Origin of the sequence: Citricoccus sp. NPDC055426, assembly GCF_040677445.1 — a bacterium.
Lineage (GTDB): Bacteria > Actinomycetota > Actinomycetes > Actinomycetales > Micrococcaceae > Citricoccus.
Genome location: NZ_JBFARZ010000001.1, coordinates 22,884 through 39,772, shown reverse-complemented (window position 1 = coordinate 39,772; position 16,889 = coordinate 22,884). Strand labels below are relative to the sequence as shown.

The 16,889-nt window shown below is 70.6% G+C and carries 15 protein-coding genes; 6 read left to right on the top strand and 9 right to left on the bottom strand.

Annotated features, from left to right (window positions below; all coding sequences use genetic code 11):
- Positions 1-21 precede the first annotated feature (21 nt).
- From AB0K08_RS00180 to AB0K08_RS00160, 5 genes are all read right to left on the bottom strand, one after another.
- Positions 22-1,089: an amidohydrolase family protein gene (locus AB0K08_RS00180; RefSeq protein ID WP_363350444.1), complete on the bottom strand. Its 1,068-nt coding sequence runs from the start codon at positions 1,087-1,089 to the stop codon at positions 22-24.
- Positions 1,086-2,210, bottom strand: coding sequence for an FAD-dependent monooxygenase (locus tag AB0K08_RS00175; protein WP_363350442.1), 1,125 nt, complete (start codon positions 2,208-2,210; stop codon positions 1,086-1,088). Before AB0K08_RS00175 ends, AB0K08_RS00180 begins: the two co-directional genes overlap by 4 nt.
- A gap of 62 nt (positions 2,211-2,272) precedes the next feature.
- Complete coding sequence (locus AB0K08_RS00170) at positions 2,273-3,280, bottom strand: cyclase family protein (RefSeq protein ID WP_363350440.1); 1,008 nt, start codon at positions 3,278-3,280, stop codon at positions 2,273-2,275.
- Entirely contained in the window at positions 3,277-4,221 is a 945-nt protein-coding gene (locus AB0K08_RS00165) for a fumarylacetoacetate hydrolase family protein (RefSeq protein WP_363350438.1), read from the bottom strand. The genes AB0K08_RS00170 and AB0K08_RS00165 overlap by 4 nt, the downstream gene beginning before the upstream one ends.
- Before the next feature lie 4 nt (positions 4,222-4,225).
- Positions 4,226-5,245 carry a VOC family protein gene (locus AB0K08_RS00160; RefSeq protein WP_363350436.1) on the bottom strand — a complete coding sequence of 340 codons (1,020 nt, stop codon included), beginning with the start codon at positions 5,243-5,245 and terminating at the stop codon, positions 4,226-4,228.
- A gap of 276 nt (positions 5,246-5,521) precedes the next feature.
- Between AB0K08_RS00160 and AB0K08_RS00155 the strand changes: the two genes are divergently transcribed.
- From AB0K08_RS00155 to AB0K08_RS00145, 3 genes are read left to right on the top strand one after another with little or no spacing between them, the layout of a single operon-like run.
- Positions 5,522-6,730 carry a substrate-binding domain-containing protein gene (locus AB0K08_RS00155; protein WP_363350434.1) on the top strand — a complete coding sequence of 403 codons (1,209 nt, stop codon included), beginning with the start codon at positions 5,522-5,524 and terminating at the stop codon, positions 6,728-6,730.
- Entirely contained in the window at positions 6,727-8,361 is a 1,635-nt protein-coding gene (locus AB0K08_RS00150) for a sugar ABC transporter ATP-binding protein (protein WP_363350431.1), read from the top strand. The genes AB0K08_RS00155 and AB0K08_RS00150 overlap by 4 nt, the downstream gene beginning before the upstream one ends.
- Positions 8,358-9,413 (top strand): ABC transporter permease, encoded by a 1,056-nt coding sequence (locus AB0K08_RS00145; RefSeq protein ID WP_363350429.1) that lies wholly within the window; start codon positions 8,358-8,360, stop codon positions 9,411-9,413. Before AB0K08_RS00150 ends, AB0K08_RS00145 begins: the two co-directional genes overlap by 4 nt.
- A gap of 10 nt (positions 9,414-9,423) precedes the next feature.
- Here the strand turns inward: AB0K08_RS00145 and AB0K08_RS00140 are convergent, their stop codons facing one another.
- Together AB0K08_RS00140 and AB0K08_RS00135 are read right to left on the bottom strand one after the other, a co-directional pair.
- Entirely contained in the window at positions 9,424-10,626 is a 1,203-nt protein-coding gene (locus AB0K08_RS00140; RefSeq protein WP_363350427.1) for a glycosyltransferase family 1 protein, read from the bottom strand.
- Positions 10,627-10,701: 75 nt separating this feature from the next.
- Entirely contained in the window at positions 10,702-11,958 is a 1,257-nt protein-coding gene (locus tag AB0K08_RS00135) for an NAD-dependent epimerase/dehydratase family protein (RefSeq protein ID WP_363350425.1), read from the bottom strand.
- A gap of 211 nt (positions 11,959-12,169) precedes the next feature.
- Between AB0K08_RS00135 and AB0K08_RS00130 the strand changes: the two genes are divergently transcribed.
- Positions 12,170-12,733 (top strand): YceI family protein, encoded by a 564-nt coding sequence (locus tag AB0K08_RS00130; RefSeq protein WP_363350423.1) that lies wholly within the window; start codon positions 12,170-12,172, stop codon positions 12,731-12,733.
- Positions 12,734-12,840: 107 nt separating this feature from the next.
- Here the strand turns inward: AB0K08_RS00130 and aqpZ are convergent, their stop codons facing one another.
- Positions 12,841-13,626 carry an aquaporin Z gene (gene aqpZ / locus AB0K08_RS00125; protein WP_363350421.1) on the bottom strand — a complete coding sequence of 262 codons (786 nt, stop codon included), beginning with the start codon at positions 13,624-13,626 and terminating at the stop codon, positions 12,841-12,843.
- A gap of 180 nt (positions 13,627-13,806) precedes the next feature.
- Between aqpZ and AB0K08_RS00120 the strand changes: the two genes are divergently transcribed.
- Positions 13,807-14,529 carry a dienelactone hydrolase family protein gene (locus tag AB0K08_RS00120; protein WP_363350419.1) on the top strand — a complete coding sequence of 241 codons (723 nt, stop codon included), beginning with the start codon at positions 13,807-13,809 and terminating at the stop codon, positions 14,527-14,529.
- Positions 14,530-14,535: 6 nt separating this feature from the next.
- Positions 14,536-15,468: a LysR substrate-binding domain-containing protein gene (locus AB0K08_RS00115; protein WP_363350417.1), complete on the top strand. Its 933-nt coding sequence runs from the start codon at positions 14,536-14,538 to the stop codon at positions 15,466-15,468.
- 9 nt (positions 15,469-15,477) lie between these two features.
- On the opposite strand, the gene AB0K08_RS00110 is transcribed toward AB0K08_RS00115, so the two are convergent.
- Positions 15,478-16,869, bottom strand: coding sequence for a solute carrier family 23 protein (locus AB0K08_RS00110; protein ID WP_363350415.1), 1,392 nt, complete (start codon positions 16,867-16,869; stop codon positions 15,478-15,480).
- Positions 16,870-16,889: the final 20 nt, after the last annotated feature.

Below are 16,889 nucleotides of genomic sequence, written 5' to 3'. Positions count from 1 at the left end.
CTCTCGTTCGTCGTACTGTCGTCAGTCGGTGTTCCGGGAGGCCGGACCCAGGCCGAGTGCGCTCGCATTGCCGGCGAGGATGGCCGTCTCCGCGGCACCGGAGAGGGATCCGGCCCGCAGATCGGCCACCGGGTCGTCCGAGCCCATGTCGAAGGGGTAGTCGGAGCCGAGCAGCACCCGGCTGGAGCCGACCGCGTCCACGAGGGCCCGGATCTCCCGGGGGGAGTGGACGAGGGAGTCGAACCAGATGCGCCGCACGTACGACGAGGGCGGATGGATACACTCCCGGGCCTCCGGTCGCACCTCCCACGCCCGGTCCGACCGCCCGAGGGTGGTGGGCAGGTAGCCACCGCCGTGGGCGGCCAGCAGCCTGAGTTCGGGGAACCGGTCGAGGACCCCGGAGAAGATGAGGTGGGACAGGGCCACCGCGTTCTCGGCCGGCTGTGAGACCGTGTTGGCCAGGTAGTAGCGGTCCAGGCGCTCGTCCAGCGAGCATCCGAAGGGATGCAGGAAGACGAGCGCGCCCAGCTCCTCGGCCCGGGCCCAGAAGGGGTCCAGGCGAGCATCGGACAACTCCACCGTGGTGCCCCCGGCCTCCGGCTCGGCGGTGGCCGCCGGTTCCGGGGCGAAGGAGCCGATCTCCACGCCCAGCAGCCCGCAGTCGGTGACGGCGTGCTCGAGGGCGTCGACCATCAGCTCGGGGTGCTGCAGGGGGACCAGCCCCAGGCCGTTCAGGCGGCCCGGGGCCCTCTCGACGAGGTCCCGGACGGCCTGGTTGGCCCGGTGGGCGGCCTCGAGCGCCGGCTCTCGCTCCAGGTGGTAGTAGAAGTGCGAGGGCGACGGGGACACGATCTGCACGTCCACGCCCGTGGCGTCCATGTCCGCCAGCCGGCGGTCGAGGTCGGTGAGCTGCGGGATGCGCTCGCCGACCATGTCACCGGAGGTGGCCATCGACGCCGGCCCGTTGCGGCGGACCTCCAGGTCCCGGGCCCGGGTCCAGCCCTCCGGATCAGCCTGTTCGGCGAACGTGGCGAGCCCGGGCAACAGCACGTGGGCGTGGACGTCGACGACGGGTGGCAGCGCGCTCATGCCGGCACCGACACCAGGGCGGAGACCCCGGCCATCAGTCCGGGGACATCTGCGTCCTTCTTCCCGTCCAGCATCCACTGGCCCAGCTGGACGGAGGACTCCACGACCTTCCGGGCGCGGGGCACGCGGCGGTCGTGGAACTCCTGCAGGATCGACTCGTCGAAGGAATCCGCCCGCAACAGGAGCTCCGCGAGGACGGCGGCGTCCTCCACCGCCATGGCGACGCCCTGGGCAACGGTGGGAGGGCAGCTGTGGGCGGCGTCGCCGATGATGACGGCGCGTCCACGGTGCCAGGCACCCTCCACGAGGTGGGCGGTGAACTTCGTGTAGTTCACGGGGGCACCCTGCTCGAGACTGGACTGGATCTGGCGCCACGGTCCGCCGTAACCGGCGGCCAGCTCGGCCATGAGGTGTGAGTCCCGCTCGCTGTGCCGGTCCTGGGCGGCCTCGACGAGGTAGGCGTACATCGAGTCCGGGCCGGTGGGGCAGTAGCCGGCGATGTAGCAGGGACCGCCGTAGACCAGGTCCGTCTGCACCACCTCGGCAGGCCGGGGGACGAAGGCGCGCCAGATGCCCATGCCGGTGGGCTGTGGCTCCACGTCGATCCCGATGGCCTGACGAACGGCCGAGTGGAGGCCATCGGCACCGATCAACAGGTCGTAGGAGCGGGTGGTGCCGTCCTCGAGCACGACGTCCACGTGCTCCGGGTGGTCCACGACCTCCACCACCGCGCTGGAGTAGCGGATCGACACGCCGACTTCCTCGGCCCGATCGCGCACGATCCGGGCCAACTCGGGGCGGTACATCCCCAGGGTGGCGGGGAGGTCGTCGCCGCCGGTCCGCTGGTCGTCGAGGACGGCCAGCACCGTGCCGTCCGAGTCCGGGGCACGGAGCCCCAGGGTGCTGAAGGGGAATCCCTGGTCCTCCATCTGCTCCCAGACGCCAAGCTCGCGGAAGACCCGCAGGGCGTTGCCCTGCAGGGTGATGCCCGATCCCACGGTGGAGGGGCCGTCGGTCCGCTCAAGGACCTCAACGTCGAGACCCCCCTCGGCGAGCAGGATGGCGGCGGTCAGGCCGGCGGCACCGGATCCGACGATTCCGACGTTCTGGATGGCTGGCATGGTGGCTCCTTTGTCACGGATGCCGCCGGGGCGGGGGTGCCCCGGCAGGCCTCTTCAATGGGCTATTTGATGGCGATGGGGTTGACGGGTGACCCGACCGCCCCGGTGATGGCCAGTGGCGCGGCCACGAGCATGAAGTCATAGCGGCCGTCCTCGGCGCAGTCCTCCGCGAGGGCCTCGGGGTCCCACATCTCGCCCAGGAACAGCCCCAGGTTCGGGATGGCGATCTGGTGCAGGGGCTGGAAGGCGTCCTCGAACTCATTGGGCCGGACCTCGAACCCCCAGGTGTCCGTGGCGATCCCGGCGATCTCGGAGTGGTGCAGCCACGGTGCGGTGGTGAAGGACAGTCCCGGCGCCGGTCCGCCGGCGTACTCACCCCAGCCCTCGCGGCGCGTGCGGGCATACTGGCCGGTGCGGACCAGGACGATGTCCCCGCGGCGCACCTGTGAGCTCGGGCCCTGGAGCTCGATGACCCGGGTGAGGTGTTCCGGGGTGATGGCGAAACCGTCCGGCAGCTCGCCATCCTCCCGGCCTAGGGACGGTCCGAGGGCGCGGCCGACGTCCAGGAGGACCCCGCGGGTGACCACCCTGTCCGCCGCCGTCTCGATGCCCGTGACCTGGTCGCCCTCGGAGGTCACGACCTCCCCGGCGGCCCGGCCGTTCCAGGCCACACCCCGGTCGAAGATGTGACCCAGGCCGTCCCACTGGGTGGAGCACTGCAGCGGCATGGCGATGATGTCATCGGCGCCACCGAAGCCGTGGGGGAAGCCTTGGTTGCCGTGCTGTGCCTCCATGCCGGTATCGGTCATGGTGTGCACCGGATTGGTGCGGCGGCGCCAGCCCTTCTGGGGCCCATCCGTGTTGAACGGCTGGGACAGGGAGAAGGTCCGGCCATTGCGCACCAGTGCGGCGGCCTCCACCCGCTTGGACTCGTCGATGAAGTTCAGCGTGCCCAGGGCGTCGTCCTGACCCCAGCGGCCCCAGTTGTTGTGCCGGTCCGCCACGGCGGAGATGGTGCCCAGGGGATCGGCGGGATCGATGATGACCCGCTCGGCCTCAGCTGCGGTCATGCCGCACCCCCGACGCAGGCCACACGCTGGGTGCCCAATCCGGTGATGGTGGCCTCCATGACATCACCCTCGCGCAGCAGCCGGCCCCAGTGCATCCCGTTGCCGGCCGGACTGCCCGTGAGGACCAGGTCCCCGGGCAGCAGGGGCATGTTCTGGGAGGCGTGCGAGACCAGTTGGGCCACGGAGAAGATCATGTCCGCCGTGGACTCGTCCTGCATGGTCCGGCCATTGAGGTCCAGTCTCAAGGTGATGTCCTGCGGATCCCCCATGAACGCGGCGGGCGTCAGCAGCGGTCCCGTGGGCAGGAAGCCGGGGGCGTTCTTGGCCCGGTACCAGTCGGTGCCGATCTCCGGCATGTCCTTGCGGAAGATCAGGTCCCGGGTGCTCACGTCATTGACCATGGTGTACCCGAAGACGTGGCCGAGGGCCTCGTCCACGGTGACCCGGTGGGCGGTGGTGCCGATGACCGCGGCGAGCTCGAGCTCCCAGTCGTGCTTCTGGCTGTAGGACGGCAGGACCAGGTCGTCCGTGGCCGAGGCGATCGCCGTGGGCAGACCGATGAAGAAGTAGGGGATGCCCTCGGCGGCCCGCTGGTCCATCATCCGGGCCGTGTCCTCACGGACCTGCTCCTCGGTCCGTGGGTCATCGGGCGAGCGGTGGGCCACGCCCAGATCGATGACGTGGGTGCGGTAGTTGGCGCCGGCCTGGATGACCTGGCGGGGCTCCACGGGGGCCAGGACGGTCAGCTCCGCATAGTCGAGCCAGCCGTCCTGCGGGCCGTCCGCCAGGGCCTGGAGGCGGTCCTGCTCACCGGGCCACCCGGCGATCAGGTCGTTGACGGTGCCCTCGAGGGGTAGGACGCGGTCCCGGACGGACAGGCCCAGGCGAGCCTCGCCGCCGTCGTGCTCCGCGAATCGGATGAAGGAGAAGGAGGAGGGCACGCGATCAGCCCCGTCCGTGCTGGGCGTAGGGGTTGAGCAGGGCCGCCTTCATCTCCTCCGAGGCGCCCTCCTCCGTGGCGGTGTGGCCTTCGGCCGGCGGGAAGGACTCGGTCATGGAGTGCGGCATCTCGCCGTTGCGGAAGAAGTTGTTCGAGCCCTGGTGCGGCAACCAGGTGTTGGCCTCCCAATCCGGGACGTAGTTGCGGTAGCCCCCGGAGTTCAGCTCCACGCGCAGTCCACTCGGTTCGCGGAAGTACAGGAAGTTCTGCTCGCCGATGCCGTGGACGGAGGGGCCGTATTCGATGTCTGTGCCGTGTTCCATCAGGACGTCGGCCGTGCGGAACAGGTCCTCGAGCGTGTCCACCCAGAACGCGATGTGGTTGACGCGGCCGGGGCGGTCCGAGGTGTCCAGGACGATGCCGAGGTCGTGGGACTTCTCATTGGTGGTGATGACGGAGAAGACGGTGATGGGGGCCTCCTCGAGGTCGGTGAAGGCCATGATGCGGAAGCCGAGGACGTCGCTGTACCACTGGGCCATGCCGCGGACATCGGAGGTGGCCACGGTGACGTGGTCGAGGAATCGGGGCGCGGCCGCGTGCTGGCTGCGCTTCTCCGGGCGGTCCGGGTAGATGGACCGCGTGGTCTCGTCCGCCGTGAAGCGCTGCAGCTCGTAGACCAGGCGCATGGGATGGCCGTAGGGCCCGGTGAACTCGAAGGCCCGGCCGAACCGGTGGCCGCTTTGGACCCAGGTGCCCTCGATGCCGGCCTCCTGGACGCGGCGGGCCGCGACCTCCAGTGCCTCGGCGCTGGCGGTCCGCCAGGCCATCCGGGTCAGGGCCGGCTCGGGTCCGGAGACGATGACGAGGCTGTACTCGTAGTAGTCGCCCCAGGCGCGGAGGTACACGGCGCCGTCCACGCGGTCCACGATGCGCATGCCGAACCTCTCCGCGTAGAACGTGGCGGAGGCCTCGACGTCCGGGCTGGCGATCTCGAGGTGGGCGAGGTGGGAGAGGAGTTTTTCCATCGGAACGGTCCTTCGGGTTCAGGGCCCTCCCGATGAGGACCCGTAGTGGTGATCTGGCTCACCACTCTGCTGCTCTCAGGAAGTTCTCGGAAGGCGGGAAACCGGATACCTTTCATCCATTCCGTGGATAGCAAAACCTGTGGCCACTATCGGGTTGGTGGATAGGTGATATCTGTTGTGCCGCCTTCCGCCGCGGAGCCGACACGGGCACATTGGTGGGACCTATCGTGACCTTCCTCACAGGTTGCTCCGCCGTCTCACCCTCTGGAGTTGTCCATGCGCCACGTGTTGCGTTCTCCCCGATTGCTCATCGCCTCGGTCGGCCTCTCCGCCGCCGCCCTGACCTTCACCGCCTGCTCGGCACCGGCCGGGGACTCCGTCCCGGCCGGATCCGCCTCCGAGTCCTCCGCCTCGTCACCCGCGGCAGATGCCCAGTCTCCGGAGGCCTCGGCCGGGGATGCCTCGGCGGAGCTGACCGCCTACGAGGGCATCGTCGGTGCGCCGCCGACCGAGTCGGTCGCCGTGCCGGAGGACGTGTCCGCCTGGGTGGTGTCCTGCGGCCAGTCCCAGGCCACCTGCTCCACCCCCGCCCAGGGCGCCGCGGACGCCGCCGAGGTGATCGGCTGGGAGTCGAACATCTGCGACGGCCAGCTCAATCCCAACGGTTGGTCCGCCTGCATCCGCCAGGGCGTCGCCGCGGACGCAGACGTCATCCTCGTCATCGGCCAGGACTGCTCCAGCTTCCAGGGCCCCCTGCAGGAGGCCAAGGACGCAGGCATCATGACCATCGGCGTGGGCGCCAACGACTGCGACATCGACGGCGGGGAGCCGCTGTACTCGGGCACCACGACCGACTTCGCGGACATGACCAGCGAGCAGTGGTGGAACACCATGGGCGAGCTCCAGGCGGCCTGGCTCATCGAGCAGACCGAGGGCAACGTCAAGCTCCTCGACGTGAAGTTCGAGGACACGCGCTTCGGCCCGTGGATGAACGCCGGGCTCCACGCCGGGCTCGAGGACTGCGAGGCCTGTGAGGTGGTGGCCAGCGTCAACCTCGGCAACCAGGATGCGGCCAGCGGCCAGCTGGCCCCGAAGCTCTCCAGCGCCCTGGTGCAGGCACCCGACGTCAACGCGATCGCCATCCCGATCGACGGCTGGTTCATGGCCGGCCTGTCCCAGGGCATCGAGTCCTCCGGGCGCTCGGACGAGCTCTCCGTCATCGGCGCCTTCGGCCAGCAGGCCAACCTGGAGCTGATCGCCGCCGGCCAGGGCCAGGACGCCACCGTCGCCTTCAGCATGGAGTGGAACGGGTGGTCCGGAATCGACACGGCCCTGCGCCTGATGGCGGACCAGGACATCCAGCCTGCCGGTGTCGGGATGCAGGTCGTGGACGCCGAGCACAACATGCCCGCCGATGGTGAGGCGTTCGCCTACAACCCCGAGGTCGACTTCACGTCGGCCTACCAAGAGGTGTGGGGGAAGTGACCTCGACTCCCCTCGACGTCCCCCAGCGCCCGGCGGCCACCCGCTGGGCGCTGGAGGCGCAAGACCTCGACAAGTCCTTCGGGGGGACGCCCGCCCTGCGCGGGGCGCACCTCACCGTGGCACCGGGACTGATCCACGCCCTGCTCGGCGGGAACGGTTCCGGGAAGTCCACCCTCATCAAGTGCGTGGCCGGGGTCTACACGGCCGACGCCGGGGTGGTCTCCGTCCACGGCTCCGCCATGCCGGCCGCTCAGATCACCCCGAGGGCCGCCCGGGATGCCGGCCTCCGGTTCGTCCACCAGGACCTCGGGATGTTCTCCTCCCTGACGGTGGCCGAGAACCTGGCGCTCAGCGACGGATTCCCGACGACGGCCTGGCAGGGCATCCGGTGGCGTGACCTCCACGATCGGGCCGAGGCACTGCTGGAACGGTTCGACATCAGGGTCCGGCCCACCGATACCGTCGGCGAGCTGCGGCCCAGCCAACAGACCATGGTCGCCATCGCGCGGGCCCTCGCCGACCAGCGCGACAGGGACGCCGGTGGGCACATCCTCATCCTGGATGAGCCCACCGCCTCACTGCCCGAGAACGAGTCCGCCGAACTCATGCGGGCCCTGCGGTCGCGGGCAGATGCCGGGCAGACCATCGTGCTGGTCAGTCACCGCTTCCGGGAGATCGAGGCGGTGGCGGATGACGTGACCGTCTTCCGGGATGGGCGGGTCGCCGGTACCGGTCCGGTCGGGGAGATGTCCTCGGATCGCGTGGTGGACCTCATGACCGGCTCGGCCGCCGGAATCACTGGGACACCAGCCGCCCCGACGCGGCCGGCCCCGACGGCCGCCCCCTCCCGGGCCACGAGCGGCACGCCTGCCGAATCCGTGTTCACCGCGAGGGGGCTCGTCGCCGGGTCGCTGGCCGGCCTCGACCTCTCGGTCTCGCGCGGCGAGATCGTCGGGTTGGCCGGACTGGCCGGCTCGGGGCGCTCCTCGGTTCTGCGGGCCGTCTTCGGCGATCTTCCGCTGAAGGCCGGGTCCATGCACCTGATGGGCCGGCCCCATCAACCGGCGGGCCCGGGCGATGCGGTATCGGCCGGCGTCGCGTTCGTGCCGGAGAACCGCGTCCGGGACGCGGCGTTCCTGGACATGTCCGTGCGGGAGAACGCCACCATGACCAGGATCGGCCGCTACTGGCGCCGACTGGTGATGGACCTGAGGACGGAACGGGCCGAGACTCGTTCCCTCATCGAACGGCATGCCATTCGCACCGCCGGGACCGAGCTGCCGATGGCCTCCCTGTCCGGGGGCAATCAGCAGAAGGTCGTCCTGGGACGGTGGCTGCAACAGGACCCGGACCTCCTGCTCTTGGATGAGCCGACCCAGGGCGTGGACGTGATGTCCCGCCGGGAGATCTACGCCACGCTGCACGAGATCGCCGCGGAGGGATGCGCCATGGTCGTGGCGTCCAGCGACCTGGACGAACTGATGGAACTCTGCGATCGCATCGTGGTCCTGACCGACGGCCGTCCCACCGCGGAGTTGCATGCCCGGGGGCTGCGCCGGGAGGAACTGGCGGCAGCCGTCCTGACAGGCGCCCCCGCCGCGCAGGAAACGAAGGGAACAGAGAAGACATGAGCACCAGCACCTCCACGTCCGTCACCCGGCCCAGTCGGCCCGGCCGGGGTGAGCCCACGAAGGACCGGCCTGCCCGGCAGGGAGGGCGGTCCGCTCCGCTGGGGCACCACCTGGAACGGTGGGCGCTGCCGCTGCTCCTGGTGGTGATCATCGTGTTCTTCGCGCTGTTCCCGCCCAGCAGCGGGGTCTTCCTCTCCGGGGCGAACATCGGCGTGGTGCTCGGCAACCAGGCCGTGGTCACCCTGGTGGCGATCGGCTTGATGCTGCCACTGGTCTGCGGGCACTTCGACTTCTCCGTGGGATCCACCGCCGTGTTCGCCAGTGTGGTCACGGCCGCGGGGATGGCCCACTTCGCCCTGCCCTGGTGGGTGGCCTGCCTGGCGGGCGTGGCCGCCGGGGCGGTGATCGGCGCCGTCAACGGGATCCTGGTGGCCCGCTTCGGGATGAACGCCTTCGTCTCGACTCTGGGCATGGCCACGCTGCTGGGCGGACTGATCCAGTGGTACACCGGCGGGCTGGCGATCATCGGCGTGGACCCCGGCTTCATGGCCTTCGGCTCCGGCACCTGGCTGGGACTGCCTCGGGTGGTGTTCGTGGTGGCCGTGATCGTGCTGGGCGTCTGGTACCTGCTGACCCACACGCCCTACGGCCGGGCCCTGTACGCCATCGGCTCCAATGCCCGGTCCGCCGCGCTGGTGGGGCTGCCGACCACCCGACACGTCCTGACCGCGTTCATGCTCTCCGGCATCCTGGCGGCGATGGCCGGTGTGCTCCTGGCCGCCCGCACCGGCGGGGCCAACGCGGACAACGGCACCTACCTGCTGTTCCCCGCGCTGACGGCGGTATTCCTCGGCGCCACGGCCATCCTGCCCGGACGGTTCAACGTCCTCGGCACGATCGTGGGCGTGCTCTTCGTGGCCGTCAGCGTCAGCGGCCTGACCCTGAGCGGCGCCCAGAACTGGGTCGACCAGGTGTTCAACGGTGCGGCGCTCCTGGTGGCCGTGGGTCTGTCCAGTTACCTCCGGCGGCGACGGACGGGCGGCAACGGCTGAACCGGCAACCTCAGTCCACGGCCCGCGGCATCGGCTTGGCGAAGCGGTCCAGCAACGGCCCGTTCAAGGGCCGGTGCTCAGACCAGTGGGTCTCGATCGCCCGCCCGTAGTAGTCGACCACGGCCGCGGTGGCCGCCCGCCAGGAGTGCCGCTCGGCCTCGGCGCGGGCCGCCCGGCCCATGGCCGCACGCCGGCCGGTGTCGGTGAGCAGCAGCGCCAGGCGGTCCACCCAGCCCCCCACGTCGCCGGACTCCACCAGGAAGCCGGTGGCGCCGTCGTCGATCACAAACGGGATCCCGCCCGCACGGGCGCCCACCACCGGCACGCCCGAGGCCATGGACTCCAGGGCCACCAGCCCCAGTGTCTCGGTGGTGGAAGGGAAGGCGAAGACGTCCGCGCTGGCATAGGCCGCCGCCAGGTCCGCCCCGGACAGGTACCCGGTGAACACGGTGTGCCCCGGGTCGAAGCGCTTCTTCAACTCGTCCAGGTACGGGCCCGAGCCCACCATGGCCAGCCGGGCCCCGGGCACCCGCTCGCGCAGCCGCCGCATCACCTCCACCAGCCGGCCCAGGTCCTTCTCCCGGCTCATCCGGCCCACGTAGGCCACCAGCGGGGCCTCCGGATGCCCGTCGGTGAGCCTGGCCCGCATCTCACCAGTCGCCTTCGAGGGGCGGTAGCCCGCCGTGTCCACCGCCTTGGGCCAGAGGTCCACCCGCTCGATGCCGACCTGCCGGGCCCGGTCCACCATGGGCCCGGAGGTGCACAGGTTGACCTCCGCCTTGTTGTGCAGGAACCGGATCCAGGACTCGGCCGGGTGGCGCAGCGCCCCGATCCGCAGGGACTCCGTGTACTGGGGCACGTCGGTGTGGAAGCTGGCCAGCAGGGGCAGGTCGCGCCGGCCGGCGGAGAGCACGCCGTAGGCGGCTAGCCAGACGGGGTTGACGGTGTGCACCACGTGCGGGCGGAAGGACTCCATGCGCCGGGCGATGGCCGGCGTGGGCACCCCGACCTTCAGCTCCGGGTACAGGTAGCGCAGGGAGAAGCTGCGCACCCGCACGACCCGGTGCCCGGCATGCTCCGCCGGGGGCTCCCCGGGGGCGAAGAGCAGCACCTCGTGGCCCATCTCGCCGAGATGCTCGAGGGTGCGCACCACCCGGGTCACCACCCCGTCGATCTTCGGCAGGAAGACCTCGGTGAACATCGCGATGCGCATGCGGCTCCTTGCGCCGGACGGAGGGTGCCCGACGGCGGCCGGTGCCGGGCCGTCGTCGGGCACTTTCCCGTGGGGTTACGGGGCGGCGGGCGCCGCGGTTCGCTCGGGGACCCCGGCCTGCTGCCCGGCGGTCCAGAGCGAGGTGGCCGGGATCTTGGACAGGTCCGCGCGGTGCCGGTACCTGCGGGCGATCTGCTCGACCTCGAGCAGCAGCCCCTCGGACAGGGTGGTCGGGTTCAGCCCCAGGTCCAGGAAGGTGTCGTTGACCACGTGGAGATCGTTCTCTGCGGACTCCTTGCGCGGGTTGGGCACCATCGCCACCTCTGCGCCGGTGATCCGGCCGATCAGGTGGGCCAGGTCCCGGACACGGTGGGTCTCGGTCATCTGGTTGAAGATCTTGACCCGGTCACCGGTGGCCGGCGGGTTCTCAAGGGCGATCTGGATGCAGCGGACCATGTCCTGCAGGTGGATGAATGCACGGGTCTGCCCGCCGGTGCCGTGCACCGTCAACGGGTGGCCCACGGCGGCCTGCATGAGGAAGCGGTTGAGCACGGTGCCGTAGTCGCCGTCATAGTCGAAGCGGTTGATCAGCCGCTCGTCCCGCTGAGTCTGCTCGGTGTGGGTGCCCCAGATGATGCCCTGGTGCAGGTCGGTGATCCGCAGCGAGTCGTTCTTCACGTAGTAGGCGAAGAGGTGCTGGTCCAGGACCTTGGTCAGGTGGTAGATGGAGCCCGGATTGGTCGGGTACAGGATCTGCTGCTCGATCCGGTGCGGCTCGTCCGGGCCGCCTGCGGGGCCGCCCTCGGCGTCCGCTGCCCCATGGTCGGCCGTGACCTCCACGTCCAGGTAGCCCTCGGGGATCTTCATGCCCGCGGTGCCGTAGCCGTAGACGCCCATGGTGCCGAGGTGGACCAGGTGGATGTCCAGCCCGGACTCCACGGTGGCGGTCAGCAGGTTGTGGGTGGCGTTGACATTGTTGTCCACGGTGTAGCGCTTGGTGCGTGGCGACTTCATGGAATAGGGGGCGGCGCGTTGCTCCGCGAAGTGGACCACCGCGTCCGGCCGCTCGGAGCGGAAGAACTCCACCAGGGCCTCGTAGTCCTGGGCCACGTCCAGGAAGGCAAAGCCGATCTCCTTCCCGGAGACCTCGTGCCAGGCCGCCCGGCGCTCCGACAGCGAGCGGATCGGGGTCAGGGAATCGGCCTCGAGCTCCTCATCGATCACGCGGCGCGAGAAGTTGTCCACGATGACCACGTCATGGCCCTGGTCTGAGAGGTGCAGGGCGGTCGGCCAGCCGCAGAAGCCGTCGCCGCCGAGGATCACGATCTTCACAAGGACTCCCGTTGCTGGTTGGGTGGGGAAGGTCTTCCTCGAGCCTATCCAAGGGAGGCGTCGCCATGGCGCCGACCCGTTCACCGGACGTTCATCCCCGGCGGGGAATAGAAACGACCCGGGTATAGTTCTATTGAATGTTCAACCAAAAATGGTGGAACGCCCGGGCCGCGGTCCGGACGCCACCTGCTATCTCAGAGGAGACACCCCTATGACCGCAATGACCCCCGGCACCTGGAACCTGGACGCCACCCACACCGACGTCGACTTCACCGTCCGTCACGCCGGCATCTCCAAGGTGCGCGGCACCTTCAACGCCGTTGAGGGCTCCCTCGTGGTCGGCGAGGACCACAACGCCTCCTCCGTGAAGGTCACCATCGACGCCAACTCCATCGACACCGGCCAGCCGGACCGTGACGGCCACATCAAGTCGGCCGACTTCTTCGAGACCGAGGCCCACCCGAACATGCTCTTCGAGTCGACCGAGGTGCGCGGCGACGCCGCCGGCGAGTTCACCCTGGTCGGCCAGCTCACCATCAAGGGTGTCTCCCAGCCGGTGGAGCTCAAGGCCGAGTTCGGTGGCCAGACCATCGACGCCTTCGGCATGACCCGCGCCGGCTTCGAGGCCACCGGCGAGATCTCCCGCAAGGAGTTCAACATCAACTGGAACGCACCGCTGCAGGCCGCCGCCGGTGGCGTGCTCGTCTCCGACGCCGTCAAGATCCAGATCGACGCCTCCTTCGTACTGCCGGCCGAAGAGGGCGCCCAGGCCTGAGCCTGACCCCGACTCCTGCGCAACTGCAGGTCAGAAGAGGCCCGTTGTCCCGGATTTTCCCGGGACAACGGGCCTCTTTCGACCTCCAGAAGACCCGGCCCCGGGGATCAGGCCGTGGCGTCGTTCGCCTCGTGCTGGGCGAGGCCCCGATCCACGTCCGGCCGGATCGGGAACATCAGGTTGTAGGTCAGCCCGGCGATCGCGGCGCCCGCGAGCGGGGCCACCAGGAACAGCCACACCTGGCCCAGCGCCTCGCCGCCGGCGAACCAGGCCACGCCGAGGGAGCGGGCGGGGTTGACCGAGGTGTTGGAGACCGGGATGGCGATCAGGTGGATCAGCGTCAGGGACAGCCCGATCGCCAGCGGGCCGAACCCGGCGGGCGCCCGCCGGTCCGTCGCCCCGAGGATCACGTACAGGAACACGGCGGTCAGGACGATCTCGATGAGCAGCACGGACAGCAGCGGGTAACCGTCCGGGGAGCGCTCGCCGTAGCCGTTGGTGGCGAAGCCGGACTCCACGGCGCTGAACCCGGCCTTGCCCGAGGCGATGGCCAGCAGCACGGCCCCGGCCGCCGTGGCGCCGAGGATCTGGATGAGGAAGTAGGGGCCGACGTCGGACCACTTGGTCCGGCCCGCCAGGGCCGTCCCGAGCGTGACGGCCGGGTTGAAGTGACCGCCGGAGACGTGGCCCACGGCGTAGGCCATGACCACCACCGTCAGCCCGAAGGCCAGGGCCACCCCGAGGTAGCCGACGCCCATGTTCACGCCGGCCCCCTCATCCAGGACCTGGGCGGCGAAGACGGCGGTGCCACATCCGCCGAACACGAGGACGAAGGTGCCGATGAACTCGGCGAGCCAGCGGGCGGTGGAGCTGTGCGGGGATGCGGATGACATGGTGCGGACCTCCGGTGTGATGACGGCGTGCCGCCGCCCGCCCGCCGAGCGGCAGGCAGTACGGCTGGTCGCTGAAGCCAGTATCACCACTGGTGCCGTCCGGAGGCACCCCTAGACTGGCGGGGACGACCACCAGCCGATGCACCGCGCCACCGGGCGCGGCACCTGAGGAGGACCGACATGGCCGGAAAGACCCCGCACCAGAACACCACCTTCACCCTGCCGGAGAAGGAGGGTTCCGACGGCGGCCTGCACCTCGGGCACGGATACCTGGCCACCCCCGAGGCCGGCTCCGGGCCCGGCGTGATCGTGATCCAGGAGTGGTGGGGCCTGACGGACCACGTGCGGGACGTCTGCGACCGCCTCGCCGCCGAGGGGTTCACCGCCCTGGCGCCGGACCTCTACGGCGGCTGGGTGGCCCATGACGGGGAGGAGGCCGGGGAGATGATGCAGAACCTTCCCGCCGAGGCCGGCGCCCACCAGCTGGCCGGTGCCGTGGACTACCTGCTGGGCCTGGACTCGGTGACCTCGAAGACCGTGGGCACCGTGGGCTTCTGCATGGGCGGCGGCTTCGTCCTGGCGCTCGCCGCCGAGCAGGGCGAGAAGGTCTCCGCGGCCGTGCCGTTCTACGGCGTGGGCCAGGCCGTGCCGGACTCCTACGCCGGCGTACAGGCCGCCGTCCAGGGCCACTACGCCGAGCTGGACTCCATGTTCCCGCCGGAGGATGCCCGCGCCCAGGAGCAGCAGATCCGCGAGGAATCGGGGGCCGAGGTTCAGTACCACTTCTACGACGCCCCGCACGCCTTCCACAACGACGAGAACCCCCAGGGCAACTACCGTCCCGAGGAGGCCGAGCTGGCCTGGTCCCGCACCGTGCAGTTCCTGCAGGACAAGGTCAAGTAACCGCCCGTGGCCCCCGCTGACGCGGTCCCCTCCGGGGCGTCCGGACCCGCCGGTGCGCCGGTCCCGGACACCCTCTTCCTCTCCACCGTCCCCGGTGCCTCGCCGTCCAAGTGGGTGGAGCGCTTCACCTCGCGTGAGCGCCGGGTGCAGCTGGTGAACCACGACGTCGGCGCGCAGGTGGCGTTCCTGGCCCCCGGCCCCGGGGGCTCGGCACCGCGCGGGCTCCCGCAGCTGGGTTACCTGCGCTGGCGCCTCGACTCCACCCCGGAGGCCCTGCTGGCGGCGGCCGGCGTGGACCCGGAGGACATCCACGTGGTCCGGTTCTACGAGGAGGAGCCCGTGGTCTGCGTGGGCCAGGACCACCTGCTGGCCGCCTGGGACCCCGCGGCGGACGGACCGGTGCCCGGCGTCGAGCTGGACCCGGCGGAGCACATGGACCCGGAGCGCTTCGCCCCGGAGCCCCCCGCCGACCCGTTGGACGCCCCCGAGGTCCCCGGCTCCGGGGAACGGATGGCGGTGGAGATCGTGGCCAGCGGTGCCGGCCACGTGGTGCTGCCGGCCTCCGTGGCCCGGATGTTCGGACGCAAGGACGTGGTGGTGCTGCCGCTGGCCCGGGACACCGACCATCCTGGCTGGGGCGTGGGCCTGGCCTGGCTGCGCACCGTGGACTCCCAGCTCGTGCAGGACTTCATCGGGGCCGCCAAGGGCCGGCGCCCCGGCTCCTCCCGGAACGACCACCTCCGGGAGGCCCCCACCGGGACGACGCCGCCCCGCCGGTCCGGGGCGGGATCCGGCAGCGCGCGCCCGGGGCAAGCGGGATCGTCCGGCTCGGCCCGCGCGTCGGGCACGTCCGGCCAGGGCGGCCGGGGTGCCCGGGGCGGCAGGGGGAGCGCGGGCGGCAAGGGTGGCAAGGGGTCCAAGGGCGGCCGGCGCCGCTGACCCAGGCCGTTACCCCAGGCGCCCCGGCTCGGAGGACTCGTAGGAGGTCTCCTGCTCCAGGGGCACGGGCTCAGTGCCGCGCCAGCGGGCGATGAGCGTCATCAGGTGGTACACCACCAGCACGGCGGCGGTGCCCAGGGCGATGCCGCCGAAGGTCATGCCCCCGAGGTCCAGCACCGGGTCGGCGATGGCCACGATCAGGCCGGCGCCGGCGGCCATCAGGTTGATGGTGTTGGAGAAGTCCACGCGGTTCTGCACCCAGATGCGCACGCCCATCACGCCGATCATGCCGTAGAGGATGATGCCGGCCCCGCCCGCGACCCCGGCCGGGATGGTGTTGATCAGCGCGCCGAACGTCGGGAAGAACGCCAGCGCCAGCGCGAAGAACCCGGCCACCCAGTAGGCGGCCGTGGAGTAGACGCGCGAGGATGCCATCACCCCGATGTTCTCCGCATAGGTGGTGGTGCCCACGCCGCCGCCCAGGCCCGAGAGGGTCGTGGACAGGCCGTCGGCCATCAGGGCCCGGCCGTTGGAGGAGTCCAGGTTCCGGCCCGTCATCAGCCCGACCGTCTTCACGTGGCCGATGTTCTCCGCCACGAGCACCAGCACCACGGGCAGGAACAGGAACAGCACGTCCCAGTGGAACTCGGGGGCGTGGAACGGGGGCAGGCCGATCCAGTCGGCCTCCCCGACGGGGGAGAAGTCGATCTGTCCCTGGGCCAGCGCCACGAGGTAGCCGACCACGATCCCGAGCAGGATGGACAGTCGGCCCAGCAGTCCCTTGAACAGCACGGCCGTCACCACGATCGCCAGCGCCGTGGAGAAGGTGGTCAGCGGGACCTCGACCATGGCCTCGGTGGTCGAGCCGGCCAGGTTCAGCCCGATCAGCGCCACGATGGTGCCCATCACGACCGGTGGCATCAGGGCGTGGATCCACCCCGTGCCCGCCTTCTGCACGATGGCCCCCACCAGGAACAGGGCCACCCCGGTGACGAGCACCCCGCCCAGGGCCCCACCGATCCCGTGCTGGTTCATGGCCGCCCCGATGGGGGCGATGAAGGCGAAGGAGCTGCCGAGATAGGAGGGCACCCGGCCGGCCGTGATGATCAGGAACAGCAGCGTGCCCACGCCGGAGAAGAACAGGGAGGCCGTCACCGGGAACCCGGTGATGGTGGGCACCAGCACCGTGGCACCGAACATGGCCATCACGTGCTGCACTCCCACGCCGATCGTCTGGGGCCAGGCGAGCCGCTCGTCCGGGGCCACCACCTCCCCCGGGGTGATGCGCCGCCCGTCGCCGTGCAGCGACCAGGTGAGGCCGAGCCGGGAGGCGCGGGGCCGACGTCGTGCCTTCGGTTTTTCGGCGCCTGACGGGCGGGGATGGTGCGCGGAAGAGTTCATCGGGATCCTTCGGGGGAGGG

Coding starts and splice junctions, on each gene's coding strand:
- AB0K08_RS00160 (WP_363350436.1), bottom strand. CDS start 5,245: ATGGAAAAACTCCTCTCCCACCTCGCCCACCTCGAGATCGCCAGCCCG.
- AB0K08_RS00155 (WP_363350434.1), top strand. CDS start 5,522: ATGCGCCACGTGTTGCGTTCTCCCCGATTGCTCATCGCCTCGGTCGGC.
- AB0K08_RS00110 (WP_363350415.1), bottom strand. CDS start 16,869: ATGAACTCTTCCGCGCACCATCCCCGCCCGTCAGGCGCCGAAAAACCG.
- aqpZ (WP_363350421.1), bottom strand. CDS start 13,626: ATGTCATCCGCATCCCCGCACAGCTCCACCGCCCGCTGGCTCGCCGAG.
- AB0K08_RS00180 (WP_363350444.1), bottom strand. CDS start 1,089: ATGAGCGCGCTGCCACCCGTCGTCGACGTCCACGCCCACGTGCTGTTG.
- AB0K08_RS00170 (WP_363350440.1), bottom strand. CDS start 3,280: ATGACCGCAGCTGAGGCCGAGCGGGTCATCATCGATCCCGCCGATCCC.
- AB0K08_RS00140 (WP_363350427.1), bottom strand. CDS start 10,626: ATGCGCATCGCGATGTTCACCGAGGTCTTCCTGCCGAAGATCGACGGG.
- AB0K08_RS00130 (WP_363350423.1), top strand. CDS start 12,170: ATGACCGCAATGACCCCCGGCACCTGGAACCTGGACGCCACCCACACC.
- AB0K08_RS00120 (WP_363350419.1), top strand. CDS start 13,807: ATGGCCGGAAAGACCCCGCACCAGAACACCACCTTCACCCTGCCGGAG.
- AB0K08_RS00175 (WP_363350442.1), bottom strand. CDS start 2,210: ATGCCAGCCATCCAGAACGTCGGAATCGTCGGATCCGGTGCCGCCGGC.
- AB0K08_RS00145 (WP_363350429.1), top strand. CDS start 8,358: ATGAGCACCAGCACCTCCACGTCCGTCACCCGGCCCAGTCGGCCCGGC.